Below are 22774 nucleotides of genomic sequence, written 5' to 3'. Positions count from 1 at the left end.
CAGGGCCATCTGAAGATAGGAAGGGCATGCCCATGACGACGATGCAAGTTGCGCGGGTTCATGGGCCTGGTGACGTTCGTCTGGACGATGTGACTGTCCCTAAGCCCGGTCCCCGTGACGTGGTTGTGCGCGTTGAGGCGTGCGGCATCTGCGGGAGCGATCTGGGCTATATCGCACTGGGCGGAACGGGCGCGCCACTGTCCGAACCAATGCCTATCGGCCATGAATTTGCCGGGATCGTGGAGTGGGTCGGGACGGATGTTCGAGACGTCCAGCCGGGCCTGCGGGTCGCGGTGAACCCGGATGATCGCAACATCGGCAATGGCGGTCTGGAAGGAGCGATGGCCCGTTTCATTCTGGTCCCCGACGCGAAAATCGGTTCGTCACTCTATCCGGTGCCTGCGCATGTTGCGCCGGAACTGGCTGCACTTGCCGAACCTTTGTCGGTCGCTCTGCATGGCATCAACCTGGTTGATGTGAAACCGGACGACAAGGTTGCCGTGATCGGCGCTGGCCCGATAGGCCTGAGCGCGGTCGTCATGCTTCGTCATCGGGGCGTCAAGAATATCGTGATCATCGACCGGGAAGACAGCCGACTGGCGCGCGCGCGTGCGCTGGGCGCGGAAACGACTATAAATGCTTCGACAGGATCAATCACGGAAATGTTGGCAAAGGCACATGGCGAAGGAACCCGCCTGGGGCATCGCCATGTCGACACCGACGTATTCATCGATGCGGCTGGCGCGCCGCCGGCCCTGGCCGACGTCATCGCGATAGCCAAGTTTCGCGCCCGGATTTCCGTGATCGCGCTTTACAAGAAGCCTTGCGCTGTCGACCTGTTCAAGATGATGATGAACGAAATCATGCTGATCGGATCGATCGCGCTTGGACGTCATGCGGAATTTGGCGAAGCGGTCGACATGATCGTGGCGGGCGAAATAAATCTTGCTCCGATGATCAGCCACCATATTCCGTTCGAACAATTCAATGAAGCGATCGACACCGCACGGGATGCAGCGAATTCAGCAAAGGTTATGCTTGAATTTGTCTGACGGGTGCAGGGTAGGCAAGGGCCGTGGCAGGCCATGAAGATTTGAACGTGAACGTACCGCGCCGAATCGCGGGCGGATAGGGAGAGAGTATGACGTTACCCGTCCATGATTATTCCGGCGCCCATATTCTGATCACGGGCGGGACCAGCGGCATTGGCGCTGCGACCGCGGCGGCCTATCGCGATGCGGGCGGGCAAGTGACCATCACGGGCACGCGGGGCAGTGCTGCGGAATATGATGTGGACCTGTCGGGTTATCGCTATCTTCAGCTTGATGTGGAGGACAGCGCGAACATCGACAGCGTTGCCGCCGCTCTTCCCCGGCTGGACATATTGATCAACAATGCGGGAATCGCGCTTCCCAGCCTGGGTCTGGACGAATGGGAGCCTGAGATATTCGACCGGGCGGTGAATATGCTGCTCAATTCGGCATTCCGTTTGGCGCGGCGCACCGTCGATCTTTTAGCTGACAGCAAGTTGGCGGGCGGCGGTTCCGTGATCGGCATCGGGTCGATGAGCAGCTTTTTCGGCATCGGCCTGGTCCCCGGCTACGGAGCGGCCAAAACAGGGCTGGTCGGCCTGACCAGGGCGATGGCGGTGCAATGGGGCGCGCGTGGCGTTCGCGCCAATGCGGTGGCGGCAGGATTGACGCGCAGCGGCATGACCGCCGGGACGTTCGAGCAGGCGGATTGGATTGAGCCGACCCTGGCGCGCACCCCGCTTGGACGGCTGGGCGATCCGGGGGATATCGCCAATGCGATACTGTTCCTGACAAGCCCTGCCGCCAGCTGGATTACTGGTCAGACGCTATATGTGGACGGCGGCTATACAGTGTCGGGATAATGTTCACGCCGTCCGCTTGCGCGCATGCCCCTTTCGATTATGAACAGGCCGCGATTGCGACGCGGCGAAACGGAGTAAATTGAGTGACTGACGCTTCTCTTCATCGGCCATATCCTGCCTCTGCGGTGCAGGCATGGGATCATGAGACGGATATCGCAGTCGTCGGCTTCGGCGCGGCGGGCGCCTGTGCGGCCATTGAGGCAGCATCGGCTGGCGCGCGTGTCATGCTGTTCGAACGCGGATCGGGAAGCGGCGGCGCATCCGCATTGTCCGGCGGCGAAATCTATATCGGCGGCAGTGGGGGGACCGATGCGCAGCGCGCCGCCGGGTTTGAAGACAGCACAGAGGATATGGCCGCTTATCTGAAGGCAGCGGGCGGCCCCTGTGCCGACGATGCCAAGTGCGACCTGTATGCCCGCGAGTCAGTGGCCCATTATGGCTGGCTGAAGGAACAGGGCATTCCGTACCGCGGCAATTTCCTGCCCGGCAAGCATATCGAACCGGTCGATGATTCCACGCTGATCTGGTCGGGCAGCGAGGCAGCCTGGCCGTTTTGCAACCTGGCCAAGCCTGCGCCGCGCGGCCACGTCATCCAGCATATGGGCTGGGGCGGCGGGCGGCCGCTGGTCGATCTGCTGGAAAGCCGCGCCCGCGACCTGGGCGTGCAGGTCGTGTCCGACGCGCGCGCCGTCGCACTGGTGCAGGATGATGACCAGCGCGTGGTCGGCGTGGTTGTGCGCATCGACAATGTGAACCGCTTTGTCAGGGCGGCAAAGGGCGTGGTGCTGTGCACCGGCGGCTTTGTCTTCAACGAAGACATGCGGCAGCGTTATTGCCCCGAAACCTTCCGCATCAACAGCCCCATCGGCGATCAGGATGACGGGTCCGGCATCGAACTGGGTGTGGGGGCAGGTGGCGACGCCATCCACATGGAACAATATTTCACGACCTGTCCGTGGACCATGCCCGAACCGCAGGCCTATGGTGTGTTCGTCAACCAGGCGGGTCAGCGGTTCATCAATGAGGATTGCTATCATGGCCGGGTGAGCCGCGCGGCTGTCGATCAATTGGGCGACCGGGTCTATCTGCTGCTCGACATCGCTCATTTCGATCAGCCGCTGGAAATGGCGGGAATCACAATCGCCGGTACGGGTGAAAGCTGGGAAGAGGTTGAGGCCGAACTGGAAATGGCGCCCGGCACATTGTCGGCGACCATGGCCTTTTACAACGCGCATGCGAAGGAAGGGCGCGACCCGCTGTTTCACAAGAATGCGCCAATCCTGACGCCATTGGACCAGGGGCCATTCGTCGCGCTGGAGCTGAATTTCCAGAGCAGCTATTTCAGTTTCTTCACCCTGGGCGGACTGCGCACATCGGTGGACGGCGAAGTACTGGACCGCACCGGAGCGCCCGTCCCCGGCCTGTTCGCGGCGGGACGCTGCACGTCAGGCCTGCCCGCATGGGGGCATGGTTATAGCTCAGGTCTCAGCCTGGCGGATTGCACCTTCTTTGGACGGCAGGCGGGGCGCAAGGCCGCGAGCGCCTGACAAAAGCGAAGCGGTGGCGTGGCGGCGCGACGGCTACAGAGCCGGAGCTCGCCCGCTGCTTTCCCGCTGCACCAGTTCAAAGATGAAGGACGGCGCATTTGCCAGCCCTTGCACCAGGGCATTCACCACCGCACGTCCCATTTCCTCCAGCGGCTGCCTGACCGTGGTCAGCGGCGGCCAGGTGGTCAGGCTGCCGCGCGTGTCGTCAAAACCGACCACCGACAGGTCATCCGGCAATCGCAGACCGCGCCGGTGGGCAAGTGTCAGGACGCCCAGCGCCATGTCGTCATTGGTCGCGAATATGGCGGTCGGTGGCTCAGGCAATGCGAGCAATATTTCTCCACCGCTGATGCCGGACGCAAAGTCGAAGCGGCCTTCGACAAACATCTGTTCGTCGATGCTGATCCCGGCGGCGATCAGTCCGTCCCTGAATCCATCGACGCGCAGTTGGGCCGCGCGATGGGTGATCGGCGGACAGATGACGCCGATGCGCCGATGGCCAAGCCCGATAAGGTGATCCGCCACCATCCGTCCGGCGGACCGTTCGGGCGTAGGAATGTTGAAGCTTTCCGACATGATCGATCCCGCGATCCGCGCGCATGGCAGCTTAAGTTCGGCCAGACGGCGCAGGATTTGGGGATCGTCCGACAGCGGCGGGGCCAGGAATACGCCGTCGGGTCGCAATGCTGCGACCAGCCGGTCGAGCACTTCGAACCGTTCCTCTCCCACCAGGGAAATAGGTTCGACCACCAGGTGATAGCCCAGTTCGCGGCAGCGGTTGGCGGCGCCTACCTGAATGCCGCTATTATAGCCGGGAGCCGGGTTGTTATACAGGAAGGCGATCAGGAACGACCGTCCGCCCGCCAGGCGGCGCGCCGATTGGTTAGGGCGATAATCCAGCGCCTTGATCGCGGCGGTGACCCGTTCGCGCAGGTCGCTGCTGACGTTGGGCGCATTGTTGACAACGCGGGAGACGGTCTTGATCGATACACCCGCCAGGGCGGCAACGTCACGTATGCTGGACATGATGCGGGCGGATCAGTGTGACAGGGTGAGAAGGGCAGGTGCAAATGGCGATTGCACGTTTCGGAGATATGCCCGCATCATGCACCGGCGCTGCCATTTGCCACCATGTCGAAAAGCCTCTTGAACAATCTTACGGACCATTATAGAGCGGTCGGACAACGTTGTCATCCCTTAGGGATTCATGACAATGTTTTCCCGGGCAATGATTGGCGACTGCACGCGCCTGCATTGCCCGGGTTACCCCCCCCTTTCGGAAATCTCATCAGCGCTGTTTGTCGGCATGTCCGGCAGCCCCTCATAATATTTGACTTTGAAAACCAGTCGCAATAGCCGGGTTGGGTTGATTGGTCGCGCACCTGCCTGTGCGCCGTGATCCATTCAGGCGCTGCGCTGCTGGCACAGTCCAAAGGACCTTATTGAGCGGGGAATTTTCATGCTGACGATCATCTCTGACCTGCTCGATGGCCGCCAGCTTAGGGATATCCGGGCGCTGATTGACGCTGCGCAATGGGTGGATGGCAATGTGACGTCGGGTCATCAGTCCGCACTTGCCAAGAATAACCTGCAGTTGCCGGAAGATGCCCCCGAAGCCCGACAGGCAGGGCAGATGATTCTGGAAGCGCTGGGTCGCAATCCGCTGTTCATTGCGGCGGCTCTGCCGCTCAAGATATTCCCGCCCTTGTTCAACAGCTATGCGGGCGGGCAGGGCTTTGGCGTTCATGTCGACAGCGCCGTCCGTATTCAGGCGGGCAGCGGCTTTCGGGTGCGGTCGGACCTGTCGATGACGGTATTTCTGGAAGACCCCGACAGCTATGTGGGCGGCGAAATCATCGTAGAGACGCAATTTGGCGCGCAGCAAGTGAAGCTGCCTGCGGGCCATGCAGTGCTCTACCCGTCATCGTCGCTGCACCGGGTCAATCCGGTTACAAGCGGTCGCAGGGTCGCCAGCTTTTTCTGGCTGCAATCGATGGTCCGCGACGACAGCGCGCGACAGACTTTGTTCGACCTGGACAGCAGTATTCAGTCACTGGCCACAATTGTTGGTCAGGATAATGCGGAAATCATCCGGCTGACCGGCGTCTATCACAATTTGCTCCGCCGCTGGGCCGACGCCTGAAGGCGCAGCGCCGACGGCCCGCGCATCAATCCTGCGCGATGATCAGATCAATCCCCGCCTGACGCACCATATCGGCGGCCTCTGCGCTGATGCCCGCGTCGGTGATCAGCGTGTCGACCTCATCCAGCCGGCATACAATCGCGCCGGAGGAGGAAACGAATTTCGAACTGTCGACCATCAATATGACCTGTTCCGCCCGGTCCACCAGCCTGCGTTCGGCTGCGACCAGGATAACGTCCTGCTGCATTACGCCGCGCGGGCCAACGGCGGCGGCGCCCATGAACAATTTGGGCGCGTGAAAATGCGGCATGCTGTCTTCGCCTGCCGGGGCAAGGATGATGTTCTGTTCCCGGAACAGGGTGCCCGACGGCAGCAGGATGCGTGTTCCGGCCTGGGGCAGCAGCGCGTTGACGATGTGCAGCGAATTGGTCAGCACCTGAAGATTAAGGCCCGCCAAACAAGGACACATTTGCAATGTGGTCGTGCCGCCGTCGACCATGATGCCTTCGCCCGGTCCGCACAGGGCGGCGGCGGCACGACCGATGGCCTGTTTCTGTGCCAGATTTTCGCTGATCGACTGGTCGAAGGGCCTGCCCGACAGATGGATCGGCGGTTCCGCCAAGGCGGCGGAGGCCGACGTCGCTACCTTGGCCCCGCCATGCACGCGCACGATATGGCCATGCTCCTCCAGACGCGTGAGGTCACGGCGTATTGTGGCGGGGGATGCGTCCAGCTGCGCTTCCAGATCGCGATAGGAAATGAACCCGCTGAGCCGCAGCGCGTCTAAAATCAGGCTTTCGCGTTCCGCCGCATGCATCTTGTCCGTTACGTCCTTTGCTGGTGCGCCGCCGAAGGGGCGTCCCCTCGGCGGCGTAGCTTATGCAATGGCAGCGAGGCGAAATCCATCGCTGGCTAGCGGATATACAATGGATTTCGCGCCGATTTTCTCAATGGCCCGCCTGCACCCCCAGCATGTTGCCCGCGCCGATCACAATGGTAGCGCCCACCAGCAGGCCAATGCCGGTCCAGACCGTCCGCCGCGTGCTCTTGCTTGCGCCCTTCCATTCCCGCAGCGCAAAGCCCCACAGGGTCGAAAACAGGATGATCGACGCCATGTGCAGCGTCCAGGATGAAAATCCATAACGCCCCATCTGGCTTTCGCCCATCGTGTAGAAGAAGAACTGGAAGTACCAGAGCGTCCCACCGAGCGCCGCGAGCAGATAGTTGGTGAGCAGCGGCGCACGCCCGCCCCGTTCGGGATCGGACGGTGTGCCCAGGAACTGGCCAGCGCTCTTGTTCTTCGCGATCAGATAGCTGCACCACAGGGCGTTGGTGGTCAGCCCCCCGGCCAGCACGACACACAATACCGGCAGGCCCTGGCTCAACGGGTCGGTCCCGGCGGCCAGGGTCAGGTCGCGGATCGGCTGACCCGCATCCAGCCCCCAGGCAAAGCAGCCCGACATCACGCCCGAAAATATGGCGATCAATATGCCCTTTCTCAGGTTGAACTCAGCGACCCCTTCCGACTTCGCTCCGGCCAGGTCCCGTTCCTTCGCCTTGCCAGCGCGGGCGACCACGACGATGCCGATCAGGGTAATGACGATCCCGACCAGAGTGATCTGGCCGCTGATGGTCGATGCAATTTCGCCCATCGTCCCGCGAAAGATTGGCGGCCCAAGCGTTCCGATCACGGTGGTCAGGCCCAGCGCAACCGCCATGCCCAGCGACAGGCCAAGGTAGCGCATGGTCAACCCGAAGGTCAGGCCGCCAAAGCCCCACATCGCGCCCCAGAACCAGCACCAGAACAATGTGTCGCGCGGCGTCGCGGACAGGACGCCCAACAGGTCGCGGGTCTGAAGCGAAGCGAAAAGCCAGGGCGCGACTGCCCAGGAAAACAGGCCGCCCGCCAGCCAGAAAATCTCCCACGACCAGCGGTTGATCCGCTTGTAGGGGACGTAAAAACTGGCCGACGCGAAACCGCCCAGCCAGTGAAAGATGACGCCCAGCGCCGGATTGCCGCCCATTGGATCCTGTCCTCCAGTTTGTTTTCTAGTTCAGTCGTCCGCCAGCGCGAGCCGGCTGATTTCGTCGATTGACCTCATGCCCGTCAGCGTCATCGCCACGCGCATTTCCGCTTCGATCATGGCGAGCATCTGTTCGACACCCGCTTGCCCCCTGGCGGCCAGGGCAAAGACCCACGCCCGGCCCAGCAGCACGCCCTTGGCCCCCAGCGCGAGCATGCGCACGACGTCGAGCCCCGAACGGACCCCGCCATCGGCCAGCACGGTCAGCCGGTCACCCACCGCGTCAGCAATGGGGGGCAGGGCGCGAGCGGTGGAAAGCACACCATCCAGTTGCCGTCCGCCATGGTTGGACACGATGATGCCATCGGCGCCGATTGCCGCCGCTTCCTTCGCGTCTTCCGGGTCCAGCAATCCCTTGATGATCAGCGGACCTTTCCATTCCGACCGGATGAAATCCAGGTCCCGCCAGTTGATGGAATTGTCGAAATTGTCCCGCATCCAGGCAAAGAAATCCTCGATCCCGGTCTTTCCCTTCAGCACGGGGGCGACATTGCCCAGCGCATGGGGGCGCCCCCGCACGCCGACGTCCCATGCCCAATCGGGCTTCATCGCGCTCTGGATTGTTCGCCGCAACGCGCCCTTCAGTCCCGGCGCACCGGCGAGGCCGGAATGATAATCGCGGTAGCGGCTGCCGGGCACCGGCATGTCCACGGTGAAGACCAGGGCCGAACATTTCGCCTCCACCGCTTGCGCCATCAGGTCCCGCATGAACGCGCGATCGCGGATCATGTAGAGCTGGAACCAGAAGGGCTGGGTAGCGGCGGCCGCGACTTCCGACAGGGCGCAGGCGGACACGGTCGACAGCGTGAAAGGGATGCCCGCCTTGTCCGCGGCGCGCACCGCCTGACATTCACCGCGCCGGGCGTTCATTCCAGCAAGGCCGATCGGCGCCAGCGCAACCGGCATTGCCAGCTTTTGCCCGAACAAGCTGGTCGTCAGGTCCAGGCTGGACATGTCGCGCAGCACCCGCTGGCGCAAGGCGACGGCTTCCAGGTCCGCGACATTCCGGCGCAGGGTCACTTCGGCATAAGAGCCGCCGTCAATATATTCGAACAGGAAATGCGGCAGCCGTCGGCGCGCCAGTTCGCGAAAGTCACTAACGGATGCGGCGATCATGCAGGCATCTCCAATTCCGCGCGCCAGCGGGCGCGATAGGCCATAAGGTCGCCTGACAGCGGCTCCACCTGACGTAGCGACCCGTTGGGTTTGAGCGCGGGATCGATGAGGCGCAGCGCACCGAACGAGACATCATTATGGGCGTTGGCGGTATAGACCTGCGTGTCCGGGCGCAATGCGGCAAGCGCGCGGACGAACACTTCGGCTTCGGCAAACCTTCCTTCGACCAGCAGCCTTTGTTCCGCGCCAATCAGGTCCAGCGAATAATCGGCGACCAATGCGGCATAGAGGCAGGCGGCGGCGCGTCGCGCATACCAGTCTTCGGGTCGGTTGACCCAGCGGCACGTGAGGTCCGGGAAAGGACCAAAGCCGGGGGCCAGCGTCGGCAGGATCATGACCGGGTCCGCCAGCAAATGGTCGACGGCGGCCAGCAGGGCGGGCTGGTCGGGCTTTATGTCCACGCGTCGCGTGTCGATCTCGATCAGCGTCTCGATCTCTCGGCCGCCCATGAAACGGGCCGATGGGACCGGCTGGCCATAAGCATCGACATTGACCAGACAGTCGCGCGATTCCGGTAGCGATCCTGTCTCCACGGGCTGGACGGGCAGGCGCATGGCGATGAACCAGGTGCCGGTCGACAGCACCGTGGCTTCGTTGCGGGCAATCTCTGCAAAGCCGCGGGCGGCCAGCAGTGCTGCGTTGGAATCGTGAAGACCCGCCAGAACCCTGACCGTCTGTGGCAGACCCGTGCGCGCGGCGACATCGGCGGATATCGTGCCAACCGTGTCGCCAGCGGCCACCACCGGTGCGAAGCGTTCTGCCCAACCCAGCCGCACCGCCATCGGCGAAAAATCGCTGCTGGCAGGCGCCCATACATCGCTGTGGCAGCCAAGGCTGGTCACTTCGCTAACCGCGCGGCCAGTCAGGAACCATGCCCAATATTGCGCCCAGGGCAGCAAGGTGGCGTCGCGCATGGCGTCGGGATAGAGCTGATCCATCCACCATAGATGGCTGCCGAAATTCAGACCGTCTGGTAGTGCGGGCGATCCGGTGATGGCAAAGGCGTCGCGTTCCTTGCGGTAAGCCGCCATGACCGCAGGCGGCACCGGTTGTTCATAATCGAATGGCGGGAATGCCAATGTCCCCCGCGCGCCTTCCCCATGATTTGCGAGGGCAGCGACCGCCGCCCCATGGCCCACCGGAATGATGGCCTCGATCGGCTGATCGGCGTGGCGGGCAAGCATGTCCAGCACCCAGTCGCCAATGCCATCGGCGTCCAGGCGGCGGATATCGTCCACGGTGCAAACAATGTTCGGGCGGGTTTGCCGGTCCAGCATTTGGCCGTCACGCGACCAGAGGCTGACCTTGCTCAGCGTCTTGCCCATGTCGATGACGATGAAGGCGCCCGAATCCAACTGCATCTCTCCAAATCACACTTATCGAAAATGATCATTATCAATCGTGATTGATCATTTCCAGCGAAAATGATAGCTAGAACGCACGCTGCACATCGCATTTCAGTTGAAGGTACATCATGAACGCTCCGACCAACGCTGCAGATTCCGCCATTCCCTTTGCCGTTCCCACCAGTCGCTGGGACGATTCGGCCGCCTCTTCGATGAGCCCGGCGGAACTGCTGCTATATCGGTCCAACCTGCTGGGTTCCGACCTTACCGTCACCAATTTTGGCGGCGGCAACACTTCGGCCAAGATCATGGAAACCGATCCGCTGACCGGCGAAAAGGTTGAAGTGCTGTGGGTAAAGGGTTCGGGCGGCGACATCGGGTCGATGAAGCTGGACGGTTTTGCGACACTTTACCAGGACAAGCTGCTCAGCCTGGAAGATCATTATGGCGGCGAGCAGGACGACGACAAGATGGTCGGATATCTGCCGCACTGCACCTTCAACCTGAATGGCCGCGCCGCGTCGATCGACACGCCGCTGCATTCCCTGCTGCCCTTCGCCCATGTCGACCATGTCCACCCCGACGCGATCATCGCGCTGGCTGCATCGTCAGGCGGGGAACAGGCGACCAGGGAAATCTGGGGCGGCAAGATCGGCTGGCTCGGCTGGAAACGCCCCGGCTATACGCTGGGCGTGCAGCTGCGCGATTATGTGAAGGCCAACCCTGGCCTGGAAGGCGTCATGCTGGCCGGTCACGGCATCATCTGCTGGGCCGATACGGCCAAGAGCTGCTATGAACATACCGTTCGGCTGATTGCCGACGCGGCGAGCCACCTGAATGCGAAGCTGGAGGGCAAGCCTGCCTTTGGTGGTCGCAAAGTCGCGCCGAACCCGGACCGCGCCGCTATTGCCGCCGACCTCATGCCCCGCTTGCGCGGTTTCATGACGGGCGCACGTGCCAAGCTGGGCCATTTTTCGGACGATGCCGAAGCGCTTGAGTTCGTCGGTTCGGTCGATTTCGACCGATTGGCCGCGCTGGGCACGTCATGCCCGGACCATTTTCTGCGCACCAAGATCGCGCCGCTGACGCTGGATCCCGCGCGGCTTCAGGATGACGCCTATCTGGCGGAAAATATCGAGGATTATCGCAAGCTCTACGGCGCTTATTATGATCGGTGCAAGCGCGCGAATTCGCCCGCGATGCGCGATTCCAACCCGGTCGTCGTGCTGGTGCCGGGCGTGGGTCGCTTCACCTTCGCCACTGACAAGACGACGGCGCGCCTGGCCGGTGAATTTTACGGCAACGCCATCAATGTGATGCGCGGGTCCGAAGCGATTGGCGACTATATCGCGCTGGACGAGCAGGAAGCGTTCGACATCGAATATTGGCTGCTGGAAGAAGCAAAGCTCCAGCGCATGCCCAGCCCCAAGCCGTTGGTCGGCAAGATCGCGCTCGTCACCGGCGGCGCTGGCGGCATCGGTGCGGCTACTGCCGCCCGGCTGCTGGCAGATGGCGCCTGCGTGATGCTGGCCGACCGCGATGCGGACGCGGTTGAAAATGTCCGTGCCGGTTTCGCCAAGCAGTTCGGCAAGGATGTCGTCCGCGCCTCTGTCGTCGACGTGACTGACGAAGCGCAGGTGCAGTCGGCTTTCGACGCCTGCGCGCGTGAGTTTGGCGGGCTGGACATATTGGTCGCCAATGCGGGCATCGCTTCGTCCGCACCGATCGAGGAAACCACCGTCGCCCTGTGGCGCAAAAATTATGACGTTCTGGCGGAAGGCTATTTCCTGACAGCGCGCGCGGCTTTCCCCTTGATGAAGCGGATGAAGGATCAAGGGGGCGCATCGATCGTCTTCATCGGGTCGAAGAACGGCGTCGCCGCGGCGACCAACGCATCGGCCTACGCTTCGGCAAAGGCGGCGGCCAATCACCTGGCCCGCTGCCTGGCGCTGGAAGGCGCGCCGTCGGGCATCCGCGTGAACGTCGTCAATCCCGATGCGGTGATCAAGGGTTCCAAGATCTGGGACGGCGACTGGCGCAAGGAACGCGCGGGCGCGCATGGCATCGATTCGGGCCGTGAACTGGAAGAACATTATCGCCAGCGTTCCATGCTGAAGCGTGATGTGCTGCCGTCGGACATCGCCGAGGCCGTCTATTTCCTGGCGTCGGACATGTCGGCAAAATCGACCGGCAACATGATCAACGTTGACGCGGGGAACGCACAGGCCTTCACTCGCTAATCACCACGGGAGAGGATGATGGCGACAATGAAAATATGGGGTCGGCGGACCGGGTTGATGCTGGCGGTAGTGGCCGCGACATTGCCCGGTGGCGCCGTTGCGCGGGCCGATGGGACGAAGGCTGTCGCCGCTGCGTCTGCTGCCGCGCCCATGGCAGAGCCGGGAGCCATCCCGCTCTACCCGCAGTCCAAGGGGAAGAAGGCCAAGGTTGCGGACACCGAAGTCTGGAACATAAATCCGGGCGAGGGCCGTTCCGTGCGCAATGTCACGGTCCCGACGCTGACGCCTTTCCTGCCGGATCCAGGCAAGGCGAATGGCGCGGCGGTGGTGGTTGCGCCGGGCGGTGGCTTCATGGCCTTATCGATGGATCATGAAGGTTATAAGGTCGCCCGGCAGCTGGCCGATCGCGGCATCGCGGCCTTTGTCCTGAAATATCGCCTGATCCCGACCCCTGCCGATCCGAAGGAAGCAGTTCGCGCGATGGCGGCGAAGATCGCCGCGGCTGTTCGCGGCGGGCCGGACGCGCCCAGGCTGGAAAAGCCCGAAGCGACGGAAGATGCGATCACCGCGTTGCGGATGGTTCGGGCGGACGCGGCAAAATGGGGCGTTGATCCTGCGCGCGTCGGCATGATCGGCTTTTCCGCAGGCGCGATAACGGCGCTCAATAGCGTGATACAGGCTCCGGCGGATCAGCGACCCGCCTTTTTCGGCTATATCTACGGCCCCCAGACCGCCGTCGCCGTACCGGCGGATGCGCCGCCCATGTTCGACGCGATTGCCATGGACGACCAGCTGTTCCCGTCCATGGGTTTTCCCATCGCTCAAGCCTGGCACAAGGCGAAGCGGAAGGTGGAAATCCACGGCTATCAAAAGGGCTATCACGGGTTCGGCCTTGGCCGCCCCGGCACTACCACAACGCTGCTGATGGATGAATTCCATGCATGGTTGGCCATGCAGGGCTTCCTCGGAAGCCAGACCAAGAAGTGAGATGATCATGACCACGAACCTTCCCCTTTCCGACGATCTGATTGCCGAAGCCAACGCGCGCGAAACCGCGGCGCTGGAGGAAGATTATGCGGCGCTTGGGCGTCAGCTTGAACGGCGCGGCATCGACATCGACGCAATCAAGGGCCGCGTGGCAGGTTTTTCCGTTGCCGTCCCCAGTTGGGGCGCGGGGCGTGGCGGCACGCGCTTCGCCAAATTCCCGATCGCTGGCGAGCCGACGACCATCCACGAAAAGCTGCAGGATTGCGCCGTCATCAACCAGCTGTCGCGCGTGACCCCGCGCGTGTCGCCGCATTTCCCCTGGGACAAGGTGTCCGACTATGCGGCCCTGCGTGAAGAGGCCGCGAGCCTTGGCCTGGGTTTTGACGCGGTCAATTCCAACACGTTCCAGGATCAGAAGGATCAGGCGCACAGCTACGCGACCGGATCGCTGTCCTCGACCGTCGCAGAAACGCGCGCTCAGGCGGTTGAACACAACATCGAATGCATCGAAATCGGCAAGCAGCTGGGATCGACCGACCTGACCGTTTGGGTCGGTGACGGCACCAACTTCCCCGGCCAGCAGGACCTTGCCCGCAGCCTTGACCGCTATCTGGAAGCGGCAGCGCAGGTCTATGCCGCGCTGCCCGACGATTGGCGGATGCTGCTGGAACATAAGATGTTCGAGCCTGCCTTTTATTCCTCCGTCATTTCCGATTGGGGTTCGTCGATCCTGGCGGCGCAGGAACTGGGTCCCAAGGCGAAGTGCCTCGTGGACTTGGGCCACCATGCCCCCAACACCAACATCGAACAGATCGTGGCCCGCCTGCATCGCTTCGACAAGTTGGGCGGTTTCCACTTCAACGACAGCAAATATGGTGACGACGACCTGGATTCGGGGTCGATCAACCCGCATCAGCTGTTCCTGATCTTCAACGAACTGGTCGAGGCGGAACTGAACCCGCGCGACGGTTTCAACCCCAGCTATATGATCGACCAGTCGCATAATGTGACCGATCCGATCGAATCGATGCTGTCGTCGGCCGAAGCAATTACGTCCTGCTTTGCCAAGGCGCTGCTGGTGGATCGTCAGGCGCTGCACGGGGCGCAGGAATCCAACGACACGATGATGGCGTTCCAGGCGTTGCGCCGCGCCTATAATGTGGACGTCGCCCCAATATTGGCGATGGCCCGCATGGAAGCGGGCGGCGCGATCGACGTGCTGTCGACTTATCGCCAGAGCAAGTGGCGCGAGCGCAAGGCGCAGGAACGCAAGCCGGTCGGCTTGGGCGCTGGCATCGTCTAAGGGTTGGCGGGGTCCCGGCTCCCGAAAGGGGAGCCGGGACCCCGCACTCATCTACCCCAGTGGAACGTCAAGTTCCGCAGAAAGTCGCCAAGACCCGCTCATGCTCCTGTGGGGGCGCAGCATATCCGTCATTTTCAGGCTGGTCGTCGAATGGACGGGACAAGACCTGAAGCAGCCGTTCGAACGGCGCGAAATCATCCTTGTCCACCGCAGCGCGGATCATTTCTTCGACGCGGTGATTGCGGGGTATGAAGGCGGGATTGACGCTTCGCATGGCGTCGCGCCGCTGCATGGCCGAACTGGCTTCTACCGCCGATCGTTCGCGCCACCGCGCCAGCACCTTGTCGGCGGCAAGGGGATTCACGAACAGCCCGCGCACGGGTTCGTCGCCTTCGCCCGGCTCGATTGCATCCGCCAGACGACGGAAGAACAGGGTGAAGTCAACCTGGTTTGCGGCCATGGCGTCGAGCATTTCTGTGACCACGTCCGCGTCGCCTTCGGCCTGTTGTTGCAGGCCCAGCTTCGCGCGAAAGCCTTGAAGCTGTGCATCCAGGAAATGGGGAGCATAGAGCGAGAGCGCTTCTTCCGCATCGGCAATGGCCTTTGCTTCATCCTCATTCAACAGCGGGAGCAAGGTTTCGGCCAGCCGGGTCAGGTTCCACAATCCGATGCCGGGCTGATTGCCATAGGCATAGCGGCCCGCCCGGTCGATCGAACTGAACACCGTGGCAGGATCATAACTGTCCATGAAGGCGCAGGGACCATAGTCGATTGTTTCGCAAGCCACCGACATATTGTCGGTGTTCATCACTCCGTGAATGAAGCCCGTGAGCATCCAGCGGGCGATCAGGTCGGCCTGCCCCGCGATCACCCGGTCGAGCAGCGCGCGATAGGGGCGGGGAGCGTCTGCTGCTTCGGGATAGTGGCGGGCGATGACATGGTCAGCCAATATGCGCAGCCCATCGACGTCCCTCCGCGCCGCGAAGAATTGGAATGTGCCCACACGAATATGACTGGATGCGACCCGCGTCAGAACCGCGCCGGGCAGTGCATCTTCGCGGATAACGGATTCGCCCGTCGTCACGGCAGCCAGAGCGCGGGTCGTGGGAATGCCGAGCGCCGCCATGGCCTCGCTCATCACATATTCCCGCAGCACCGGACCCAGCGCAGCACGGCCATCGCCTCCGCGGGAAAAGGGTGTGCGGCCAGCGCCTTTCAGCTGAACATCACGCCGCTGCCCCTGACGGTCGATCACTTCACCCAGCAGGATCGCCCGCCCATCGCCAAGCTGAGGCACGAAATTGCCGAATTGATGGCCTGCATAAGCCGTTGCGATCGGGTCCGACCCCGCCGCGATCGATTGGCCCGATAGCAATTGCAGCCCGTCATCGCCCTTCAGCCATTGTGGGTCGATGCCCAGGTCGGCAGCCAGGCCTTCGTTGACACGAATGATCGTGGGATGGGATGCCTGCGCGGGCGCTACCTTGGCGAAAAATCGATCGGGAAGCCGGGCGTAACTATTGTCGAAGGCCAGGGTCACGAAAGGGCGCTCGTTCGGGGCGGGATGGGAACGAATATATATGTCATCAAGTTCAATGTGGGGATCCCATCGGGATGTAAAAGGGACATGGTCAGCAACCTTGCGTAACGCTGTGACACATCATAGGCTGCGTCCCAAGGGGAGAGGAAAATGGCAGCATCATTTGCGGGTCGCGGGATGCGTTCCGTGGCCGAGGTCGGGTCGAGCCAACCACAAAGAGTGGGACGTCCATCAGCAGAGCAGAGCAGGGAGCTGATGGCATCCGTGCTGCACGCCGCGCGCGAAGAATTCGCCACGAAAGGCTTTCATTACGCGACGATGGACGCGATTGCGGTGCGGGCCGGTGTATCCAAACGGACCTTATACGCGTGGCACGCCGACAAAGAGGCGCTGTTGCAAGCCGCGATCACTGATAGGGCCGTTGAGCTGACGGACTATGTAATCGATCCCGCAGCTGATCTGAAAGAGGCGATTACCGCTTATTCCCTGAATCGGCTGCAAGAGCTGACGACAGATTATGCCATCTCCGCAGGCGGGTTGATGATGCGGGAGGCGCGCCAGTTTCCCGTCGCAAGCGACTTGGTGGAGCAAGGCCAGGAATATCTGTGTCGTCCTTTGGTCAAGCTGTTGCAGGAACTGGGGATGGAGACAGAGGAAGCTCATGCTGTCGCGGATATATATGTCACTGCATTGTCGGGACAGCTTCAACCCAGCCTGATCATGGGCAAACCTGCGCCCACCCTTGAACAGAGTAAGGAGCATGTGGCGATGGTCGTTGAATTGTTCCTGCCGGGGTTGGAAAAACGGTTGAACCAGATATCCCCTGACCGTCCCAATTCCACCTTAAGCCACTGACCGATCCGGGCTGGAGCATCGCGCGCAAAAGCGGGAACCGGTTTTGCGCTTAAACGGATGGGATCACAAACAATAGAGCGCGCGACCTGCGTCCGATTAAACGCGGCGCGCTCTACGCAAAGCAAAAGGAGCTCGCCACGGACTGCGGCGAGCTCCCAATCTGCCCTGGTTACGGGCGGATAGCTCCGCCCGTAACCGTCAGAAGTCATTATCGCGGCCGATTACCAGCGGAAGGTGCCGACCAGGCCGAATTCACGCGGCACGGTGCTGGAAATGACCGAATAGCCCGACTGGACCGGGCCAGCAAAGGTCCCGACCTGAGGAATATTCTGGAAGTCGCTGATCCGCTGCTGGTTCAGGACATTCTTGACGAACCCGGTCAGTTCCCACTGACCGTCATTGCCGCGGACGCCCGCAAACAGGTCGATAAGGGTGCGGCTGCGATAGTTGAAGTTGCGCTGCTGCGAATAGACGCCCGGACGATAAGTCAGCAGTCCGCGAACGAAGGGTTCAACCGAACCTTCCACCGGTATGCGCAGTTCGGTCGTGGCGGACAGGTTGAAGTCCGGCGTGTCGCTCATCCGCGTCAGACGGCAGAAGCTGACATTGCCGGTCCCCGAAATGGCGGCCGATCCGTCCGTGTCGGGACGACCGTCGCCATCGAAGTCGTTGCAAGGCAGCCGTGCGTTGTCCTTGTAGCGTGCCTTTACGTAGGACATGTTGATCGACAGGTCCCAGAAGTCCGTCGGACGGGCGTCGATCGACGCTTCGATACCCTTAACCGTGGCATCGCCATTATAGTTGAAGTCGAAGCTGCCGTCGGTTGACGGAATGTCGGCGCCATTGTCGATAGTCCCCGGTGCGCACACGCCTGGCTCTGAGTTCGGGCAGTTATAATAGATGCCCGTAAAGCGCGACACGAAACCGTCGAACGTCTGATAGAATGCGGAAACCGCGAAGTTGACGCGACGGTCGAAGAACGAACCCTTCAGGCCAGCTTCGAAATTGTCGGTCTTTTCATTCTGCGTGGCCACCAGATCTGGCGAAATGCCAACCGGAGCAGCATATCCGACGGCGCCTGCGCGGAAGGAATGACCATAGGCGACATAACCGGTCAGCGTCGGGCTGAATTCGTAGCTCAGCGTCGCGCCGCCGGTCAGCGGCCTTTCCTTAAGGTCACGCAGCTGTGCTGGAACGCCAGCCTCCGTCACGGTAAACGGATCAATAAGAGCACCAGGCGCGCCCGGTGACGTGCTCACGATATCCGCCTCGCGAACCCCATTCATGATCGTGTAACGCAGGCCGCCTTCCAGCGTGAAACCACCTGCCCGCACCCGGCCATTGGCATTGAAGGAAATCGTTTCCTGATTTGTAGGAGCGGTGATGTAAGAGGTGATCGGCAGATAGGTCACACCCGGAATGGCTGGGGCCTCTGCAAAGAAGAGAGCCGTGTCCTGCGTCACGCGCGATGTGCCGCCCAGCTTTTGATAGAAAGCACCGACGCCCCAACCGAACATGCCGTCATTCTTCGACGCCAGACGCAGTTCGAAAGTGGGCACGCGGTAAGGCGAAATGGTGTGCTGGGGTAGGGCCAGACCGGGAATGCTGTTGGCCGGATCACTATCGCGCTGCTGGTCAAGCGTGCTCGACTGATAAGCGGCCAAACCCGTCAGGTCGGCGAAGCCCAGATCCCAATCGACGTTCAAATTGACGATGTGCGAAATATTCTGGAACCGGTTCACGCCATCGGAAACGGCCACGCGATCCCGAATACCGAAATCGCGAGGACCGGTTGGTATGCCGCCGAAGTCGTTGGCAGCGCCGACGACCTGGCTGTACTGGCGCACGTCCGACTGCAGATACTGATAGCTCAGATAGGCAGTGATATCCTCGGTCGGGCGCAGGCCCAACGTGACGCGGCCGCTCTGCGTGGTGCCGCGCGAATAATCGCCATTGGTGATATTGCGAACCTGATTGTTGCGATTGCCGTCGACCAGAGCCGCGACGCGCAGCGAAACCTTTTCGTTGAACGGCAGGGTCACGCCGCCCTGGACGTTATAGGCGTGACGATCGGTCACGGTGCCCTGCATATAGCCTTCAACTTCATCGAATTTCGGGCGCAGCGTGGTGATGGTGATCGAACCGCCCGGTGATGAAAGGCCACGCAGCAAGCCCTGGGGGCCGCGCAGCACTTCGATCTGGCCGATGTCGTACATTGCCGTGAACACGGTCTGCGCGTCGGCGGGGGCTTCGTTGAAATAAATCTGGACGGTCGGATCAGTGCCTTGATCGGCGTCAAAGCCGATGCCACGCAGCGTGGTCGTGTTGTTGCGACCGGTGGTGTTCGTCAGCTCCAGGCCGGGGGCCAGGCGCGAAATATCTTTTGTATCCAGTATGTTAAGCTTCGCCAGCTGCTCACTGGTGACCGCGTTGACGGACATCGGCACATCCTGAAGGCTGCGCGAGTCGCGCGTGGCCGTCACCACGATTTCGTCATAAACAGGTTCATCCGCCGCAGCCTGAACCACATCATCTTGAGCGTAAGCAGGCGCGATCGATGCCAGTGCAGCGATAGCTACGCCGCTGGACAGAAAAGTCATAAAGTTCCGGCTCATGGAAATCTCCCCGTTAGACGGGGGGGCGAACTGCCCTCGCCAGTTTACTTTGTCAAGGCGACGTAACCGAACTGAAATAGAGTTGTGATTGCGTGTTCAGCGCGCGGCAGCTCGCCTTGGGGCGGATTATCCAATTTCTGAGACGACTATAAAACGCAACAATAACAATTAGTTGAGTAATCAGGAAAGCACGCCATGTGCGGCAGGCCACCTGGCTGTGCGCGCCGGAAAGGCTGATTGGGCTAAGCGCACGTTTCCTTGAGGCGGTGGGACATTAATGACACAGGTGCCCGCATGTGCGGGCTTGATCCGCCGACCCGGCTTCACTGTCCCAAAAAAAAAGGGAGCGCGCCTTTTACGGCGAACTCCCTCATTCCCAGTGGGAGGATGGAGTGCTTCCATCCTCCGTGGCTTTCGTTTCTTACCAGCGGAAAGTTGCGATCAGGCCGAACTCGCGTGGAAGGGTGGTGTTGATCGGCGCGTATCCCGACGTAACACTCGGGCTGCCCGTGAACGAGATCCGCGGCGTGCCGGTGAAGTCGGTGATGCGCTGCTGATTCAGGACATTCTTGACGAAGCCGGTCAGTTCCCACTGGCCGTCATTGCCGCGAACGCCTGCGAACAGGTCGATCAGGGTGCGGCTGCGATACTGGAAGCTGCGCGTTTCCGAATAGACTCCCGGACGGTAGCTGAGCAGGCCGCGGACGAAGGGTTCGACCGAACCTTCAACCGGCAGACGCAGTTCAGTGGTCGCCGTCATGCTGAAGTTCGGCGTGTCAGTGAGTCGCGAGAGGCCGCAGAAGCTGACGTTGCCGGTGCCCGTGATCGCGGCGTCACCATCCATGTCGGGACGGCCGTCGCCGTTGAAGTCGTTACAGGGCAGGCGAGCGCTGCTCTTGTAGCGGGCCTTTACGTAGGACATGTTGACCGACAGGTCCCAGAAGTCCGTCGGGCGAGCATCGATCGTGGCTTCGATACCCTTGACCGTCGCGTCTCCATTATAGTTGAAGTCGAACGTGCCGTCAGCGGCTGGAACGTCGGTGCCGTTGTTGATCGGCGTCGAGCCAGGACCGGTTCCGCAAACGCCCGGAGCGAAGTTCGGGCAGTTATAGTAGACGCCTGCGAAGCGGTTCAGGAAGCCGTCGAACGTCTGGTAGAAGGCCGACACGGCGAAGTTCAGGCGGCGATTGAAGAGCGAACCCTTCAACCCGGCTTCGAAATTGTCGGTCTTTTCGCCGCGGGTCGCGATCAGGTCATTCGAAATGCCCACCGGGACGGCCACGCCGACGCTGCCGGCACGGAACGAGTGACCATAAGCGAGGTAGCCGGTCAGGGCCGGGCTGAACTCATAGGTCAGGGTCGCGCCGCCGGTCAGCGGCGTGTCCTTCTGATTGCGCAGATCGGCCGGGATGCCGTCTTGTACCTGAGTGAAGGCGGGGATGATGGGGAAGAAGCCGGGCGAGGTGCTCACGATGTCAGTGGTGCGAACGCCCTTGATGATCGTGTAGCGCAGACCACCTTCAAGCGTGAACCCGCCGCTGCGAACGCGACCGTTTGCGTTGAAGGACCAGGTTTCCTGATCGACGGGCACCGTGATGCGCGAATTGATCGGAAGGTAGAAGCCATTCACCGGCGCCAGGAACTGAGCCGTGTCCTGGTTCACGCGGGTCGTGCCCTTCGTCTTCTGATAGAAGGCGCCGAGGCCCCAGCCGAACATGCCGTCATTCTTCGATGCCAGACGCAGTTCGAACACAGGAACGCGGTAAGGAATGGTGTTGCGCTGCTGCAGAGCTAGGCCCGGAAAGCTGTTCGCCGGATCACTGTCACGCTCCTGCACCAGGTCGCTGGCCTGATAGGATGCGACGCCCGTCAGGTTGGCAAAGCCCAGGTCCCAGTCCATGTTCAGGTTGACGAAGTGCGAGGTGTTCTTGAAGCGGTTCAAGCCTTCGCCGACAGCCAGACGATCACGGATCGAAATGTCACCGGGGCCGGTCGCCACGCCGCCGAAGCTGTTTCCTTCGCCGAACACCTGCTGATACTGGCGGATGTCCGACTGCAGATACTGGTAGGTCAGGTAGGCGGTGAAGTTTTCGGTCGGGCGCAGGCCCAGCGTCAGGCGCGCGCTCTGCGTGTTGCCGCGGGAGAAGTCGCCGTTGCTGGCGTTACGCACCTGGTTGCCACGATTGCCGTCGACCAGAGCCGCGACGCGCAGCGAAACCTTGTCGTTGAACGGCAGGGTCACGCCGCCCTGGACGTTATAGGCGTGACGATCGGTCACGGTGCCCTGCATATAGCCTTCAACTTCGTCGAACTTCGGGCGCTGGGTCGTCACGGTGATCGAACCGCCCGGCGAGGACAGACCGCGCAGCAGGCCCTGGGGCCCGCGCAACACTTCGATCTGGCCGATGTCGTAGAGCGCCGTGAAGACGGTTTGCGCATTGGCGGGCGCTTCGTTCAGATAGACCTGAACCGTCGGGTCAGTGCCCTGATCGGGATCGAAGCCGATGCCGCGCAGCGCGATCGTGTTGTTACGGCCAGTGGTGTTCGTCAGCTCAAGGCCGGGGGCGAGACGCGAAATGTCCTTGGTGTCGAGGATGTTCAGCTTCTGCAGCTGTGCGCCGGTGACGGCATTGACCGACATCGGCACATCCTGAAGACTGCGCGAGCTACGCGTGGCCGTCACGATGATTTCTTCATAAACCGGTTCAGCGGCTGCGCCCTGGGGCGCCTGTGCGCTATCATCCTGGGCATAGGCAGGCGCGATCGATGCCAGCACCGAAATTGCGACGCCACTGGACAAAAATGTCAAAAAGTTCCGGCTCATGAAGATCCTCTCCCAAATATTGGGCGGCGAACTGCTCCCCATGGTCTACTTTGTCAAGACGGTAAAAATGGCTCTGAAACAACAATGTGAGTAGGTGCTAACGATCAAATCGCTCCGCCTGCCGGAATTTATGGGCTTGCAGAAGGCCCGGAAATCCATCGAAAATCAGACGCTTGTGTTGAATAATTGACGAGTTGCACGAGCGGCTTTTGAGCGCTGC

Annotated in this window: 16 protein-coding genes; 8 read left to right on the top strand and 8 right to left on the bottom strand. The window is 61.6% G+C overall.

Annotated elements, in window-relative coordinates:
• Positions 1-32 precede the first annotated feature (32 nt).
• The 3 genes from ACI3KQ_RS09455 to ACI3KQ_RS09445 all read left to right on the top strand — a co-directional run bounded on the left by ACI3KQ_RS09455 (position 33) and on the right by ACI3KQ_RS09445 (position 3441).
• Complete coding sequence (locus ACI3KQ_RS09455) at positions 33-1052, top strand: zinc-binding dehydrogenase (RefSeq protein ID WP_404956986.1); 1020 nt, start codon at positions 33-35, stop codon at positions 1050-1052.
• 89 nt (positions 1053-1141) lie between these two features.
• Positions 1142-1894 carry an SDR family NAD(P)-dependent oxidoreductase gene (locus tag ACI3KQ_RS09450; protein ID WP_404956984.1) on the top strand — a complete coding sequence of 251 codons (753 nt, stop codon included), beginning with the start codon at positions 1142-1144 and terminating at the stop codon, positions 1892-1894.
• Positions 1895-1977: 83 nt separating this feature from the next.
• Complete coding sequence (locus ACI3KQ_RS09445; protein WP_404956982.1) at positions 1978-3441, top strand: FAD-dependent oxidoreductase; 1464 nt, start codon at positions 1978-1980, stop codon at positions 3439-3441.
• A gap of 33 nt (positions 3442-3474) precedes the next feature.
• On the opposite strand, the gene ACI3KQ_RS09440 is transcribed toward ACI3KQ_RS09445, so the two are convergent.
• Positions 3475-4467, bottom strand: a complete 993-nt coding sequence (locus ACI3KQ_RS09440) for a LacI family DNA-binding transcriptional regulator (protein ID WP_404956980.1) — start codon at positions 4465-4467, stop codon at positions 3475-3477.
• A gap of 433 nt (positions 4468-4900) precedes the next feature.
• Between ACI3KQ_RS09440 and ACI3KQ_RS09435 the strand changes: the two genes are divergently transcribed.
• Positions 4901-5584 (top strand): Fe2+-dependent dioxygenase, encoded by a 684-nt coding sequence (locus ACI3KQ_RS09435; RefSeq protein ID WP_404956978.1) that lies wholly within the window; start codon positions 4901-4903, stop codon positions 5582-5584.
• Positions 5585-5609: 25 nt separating this feature from the next.
• Here ACI3KQ_RS09435 and ACI3KQ_RS09430 read toward each other — a convergent pair whose 3' ends face one another.
• The 4 genes from ACI3KQ_RS09430 to ACI3KQ_RS09415 all read right to left on the bottom strand — a co-directional run bounded on the left by ACI3KQ_RS09430 (position 5610) and on the right by ACI3KQ_RS09415 (position 10205).
• Positions 5610-6401, bottom strand: a complete 792-nt coding sequence (locus ACI3KQ_RS09430) for a DeoR/GlpR family DNA-binding transcription regulator (RefSeq protein WP_404956976.1) — start codon at positions 6399-6401, stop codon at positions 5610-5612.
• Positions 6402-6531: 130 nt separating this feature from the next.
• A complete protein-coding gene (rhaT, locus tag ACI3KQ_RS09425; RefSeq protein WP_404956974.1) occupies positions 6532-7608 on the bottom strand; it encodes an L-rhamnose/proton symporter RhaT in 1077 nt (358 codons plus the stop codon).
• A gap of 30 nt (positions 7609-7638) precedes the next feature.
• Positions 7639-8784, bottom strand: coding sequence for an FMN-dependent L-lactate dehydrogenase LldD (lldD, locus tag ACI3KQ_RS09420; protein WP_404956973.1), 1146 nt, complete (start codon positions 8782-8784; stop codon positions 7639-7641).
• Entirely contained in the window at positions 8781-10205 is a 1425-nt protein-coding gene (locus tag ACI3KQ_RS09415; RefSeq protein WP_404956971.1) for an FGGY-family carbohydrate kinase, read from the bottom strand. Before ACI3KQ_RS09415 ends, lldD begins: the two co-directional genes overlap by 4 nt.
• A gap of 113 nt (positions 10206-10318) precedes the next feature.
• Here ACI3KQ_RS09415 and ACI3KQ_RS09410 point away from each other — a divergent pair, with 113 nt between their 5' ends.
• Genes ACI3KQ_RS09410 through rhaI form a run of 3 tightly spaced genes read left to right on the top strand, consistent with a single transcriptional unit; the run spans position 10319 to position 14720 of the window.
• Positions 10319-12430: a bifunctional rhamnulose-1-phosphate aldolase/short-chain dehydrogenase gene (locus tag ACI3KQ_RS09410; protein ID WP_404956969.1), complete on the top strand. Its 2112-nt coding sequence runs from the start codon at positions 10319-10321 to the stop codon at positions 12428-12430.
• Between the two features lie 27 nt (positions 12431-12457).
• Positions 12458-13417 (top strand): alpha/beta hydrolase, encoded by a 960-nt coding sequence (locus ACI3KQ_RS09405; RefSeq protein WP_404956967.1) that lies wholly within the window; start codon positions 12458-12460, stop codon positions 13415-13417.
• A 7-nt stretch (positions 13418-13424) separates the two neighbouring features.
• The gene (gene rhaI, locus ACI3KQ_RS09400) at positions 13425-14720 is read left to right on the top strand and encodes an L-rhamnose catabolism isomerase (RefSeq protein WP_404956965.1); all 1296 of its coding nucleotides are present in this window, start codon (positions 13425-13427) and stop codon (positions 14718-14720) included.
• Positions 14721-14787: 67 nt separating this feature from the next.
• Here the strand turns inward: rhaI and ACI3KQ_RS09395 are convergent, their stop codons facing one another.
• Positions 14788-16260 (bottom strand): protein adenylyltransferase SelO, encoded by a 1473-nt coding sequence (locus ACI3KQ_RS09395; RefSeq protein ID WP_404956963.1) that lies wholly within the window; start codon positions 16258-16260, stop codon positions 14788-14790.
• Positions 16261-16446: 186 nt separating this feature from the next.
• On the opposite strand from ACI3KQ_RS09395, the gene ACI3KQ_RS09390 reads away from it, so the two are divergent.
• Positions 16447-17115, top strand: coding sequence for a TetR/AcrR family transcriptional regulator (locus ACI3KQ_RS09390; protein ID WP_404956961.1), 669 nt, complete (start codon positions 16447-16449; stop codon positions 17113-17115).
• 221 nt (positions 17116-17336) lie between these two features.
• Here the strand turns inward: ACI3KQ_RS09390 and ACI3KQ_RS09385 are convergent, their stop codons facing one another.
• Both ACI3KQ_RS09385 and ACI3KQ_RS09380 read right to left on the bottom strand, forming a co-directional pair.
• Entirely contained in the window at positions 17337-19730 is a 2394-nt protein-coding gene (locus ACI3KQ_RS09385; protein ID WP_404956959.1) for a TonB-dependent receptor, read from the bottom strand.
• 421 nt (positions 19731-20151) lie between these two features.
• Positions 20152-22554 carry a TonB-dependent receptor gene (locus ACI3KQ_RS09380; protein ID WP_404956957.1) on the bottom strand — a complete coding sequence of 801 codons (2403 nt, stop codon included), beginning with the start codon at positions 22552-22554 and terminating at the stop codon, positions 20152-20154.
• Positions 22555-22774: the final 220 nt, after the last annotated feature.

This window comes from Sphingobium sp. ZW T5_29 (genome assembly GCF_044987515.1).
Lineage (GTDB): Bacteria > Pseudomonadota > Alphaproteobacteria > Sphingomonadales > Sphingomonadaceae > Sphingobium.
This window is presented reverse-complemented; position numbering and strand designations above follow the sequence as displayed.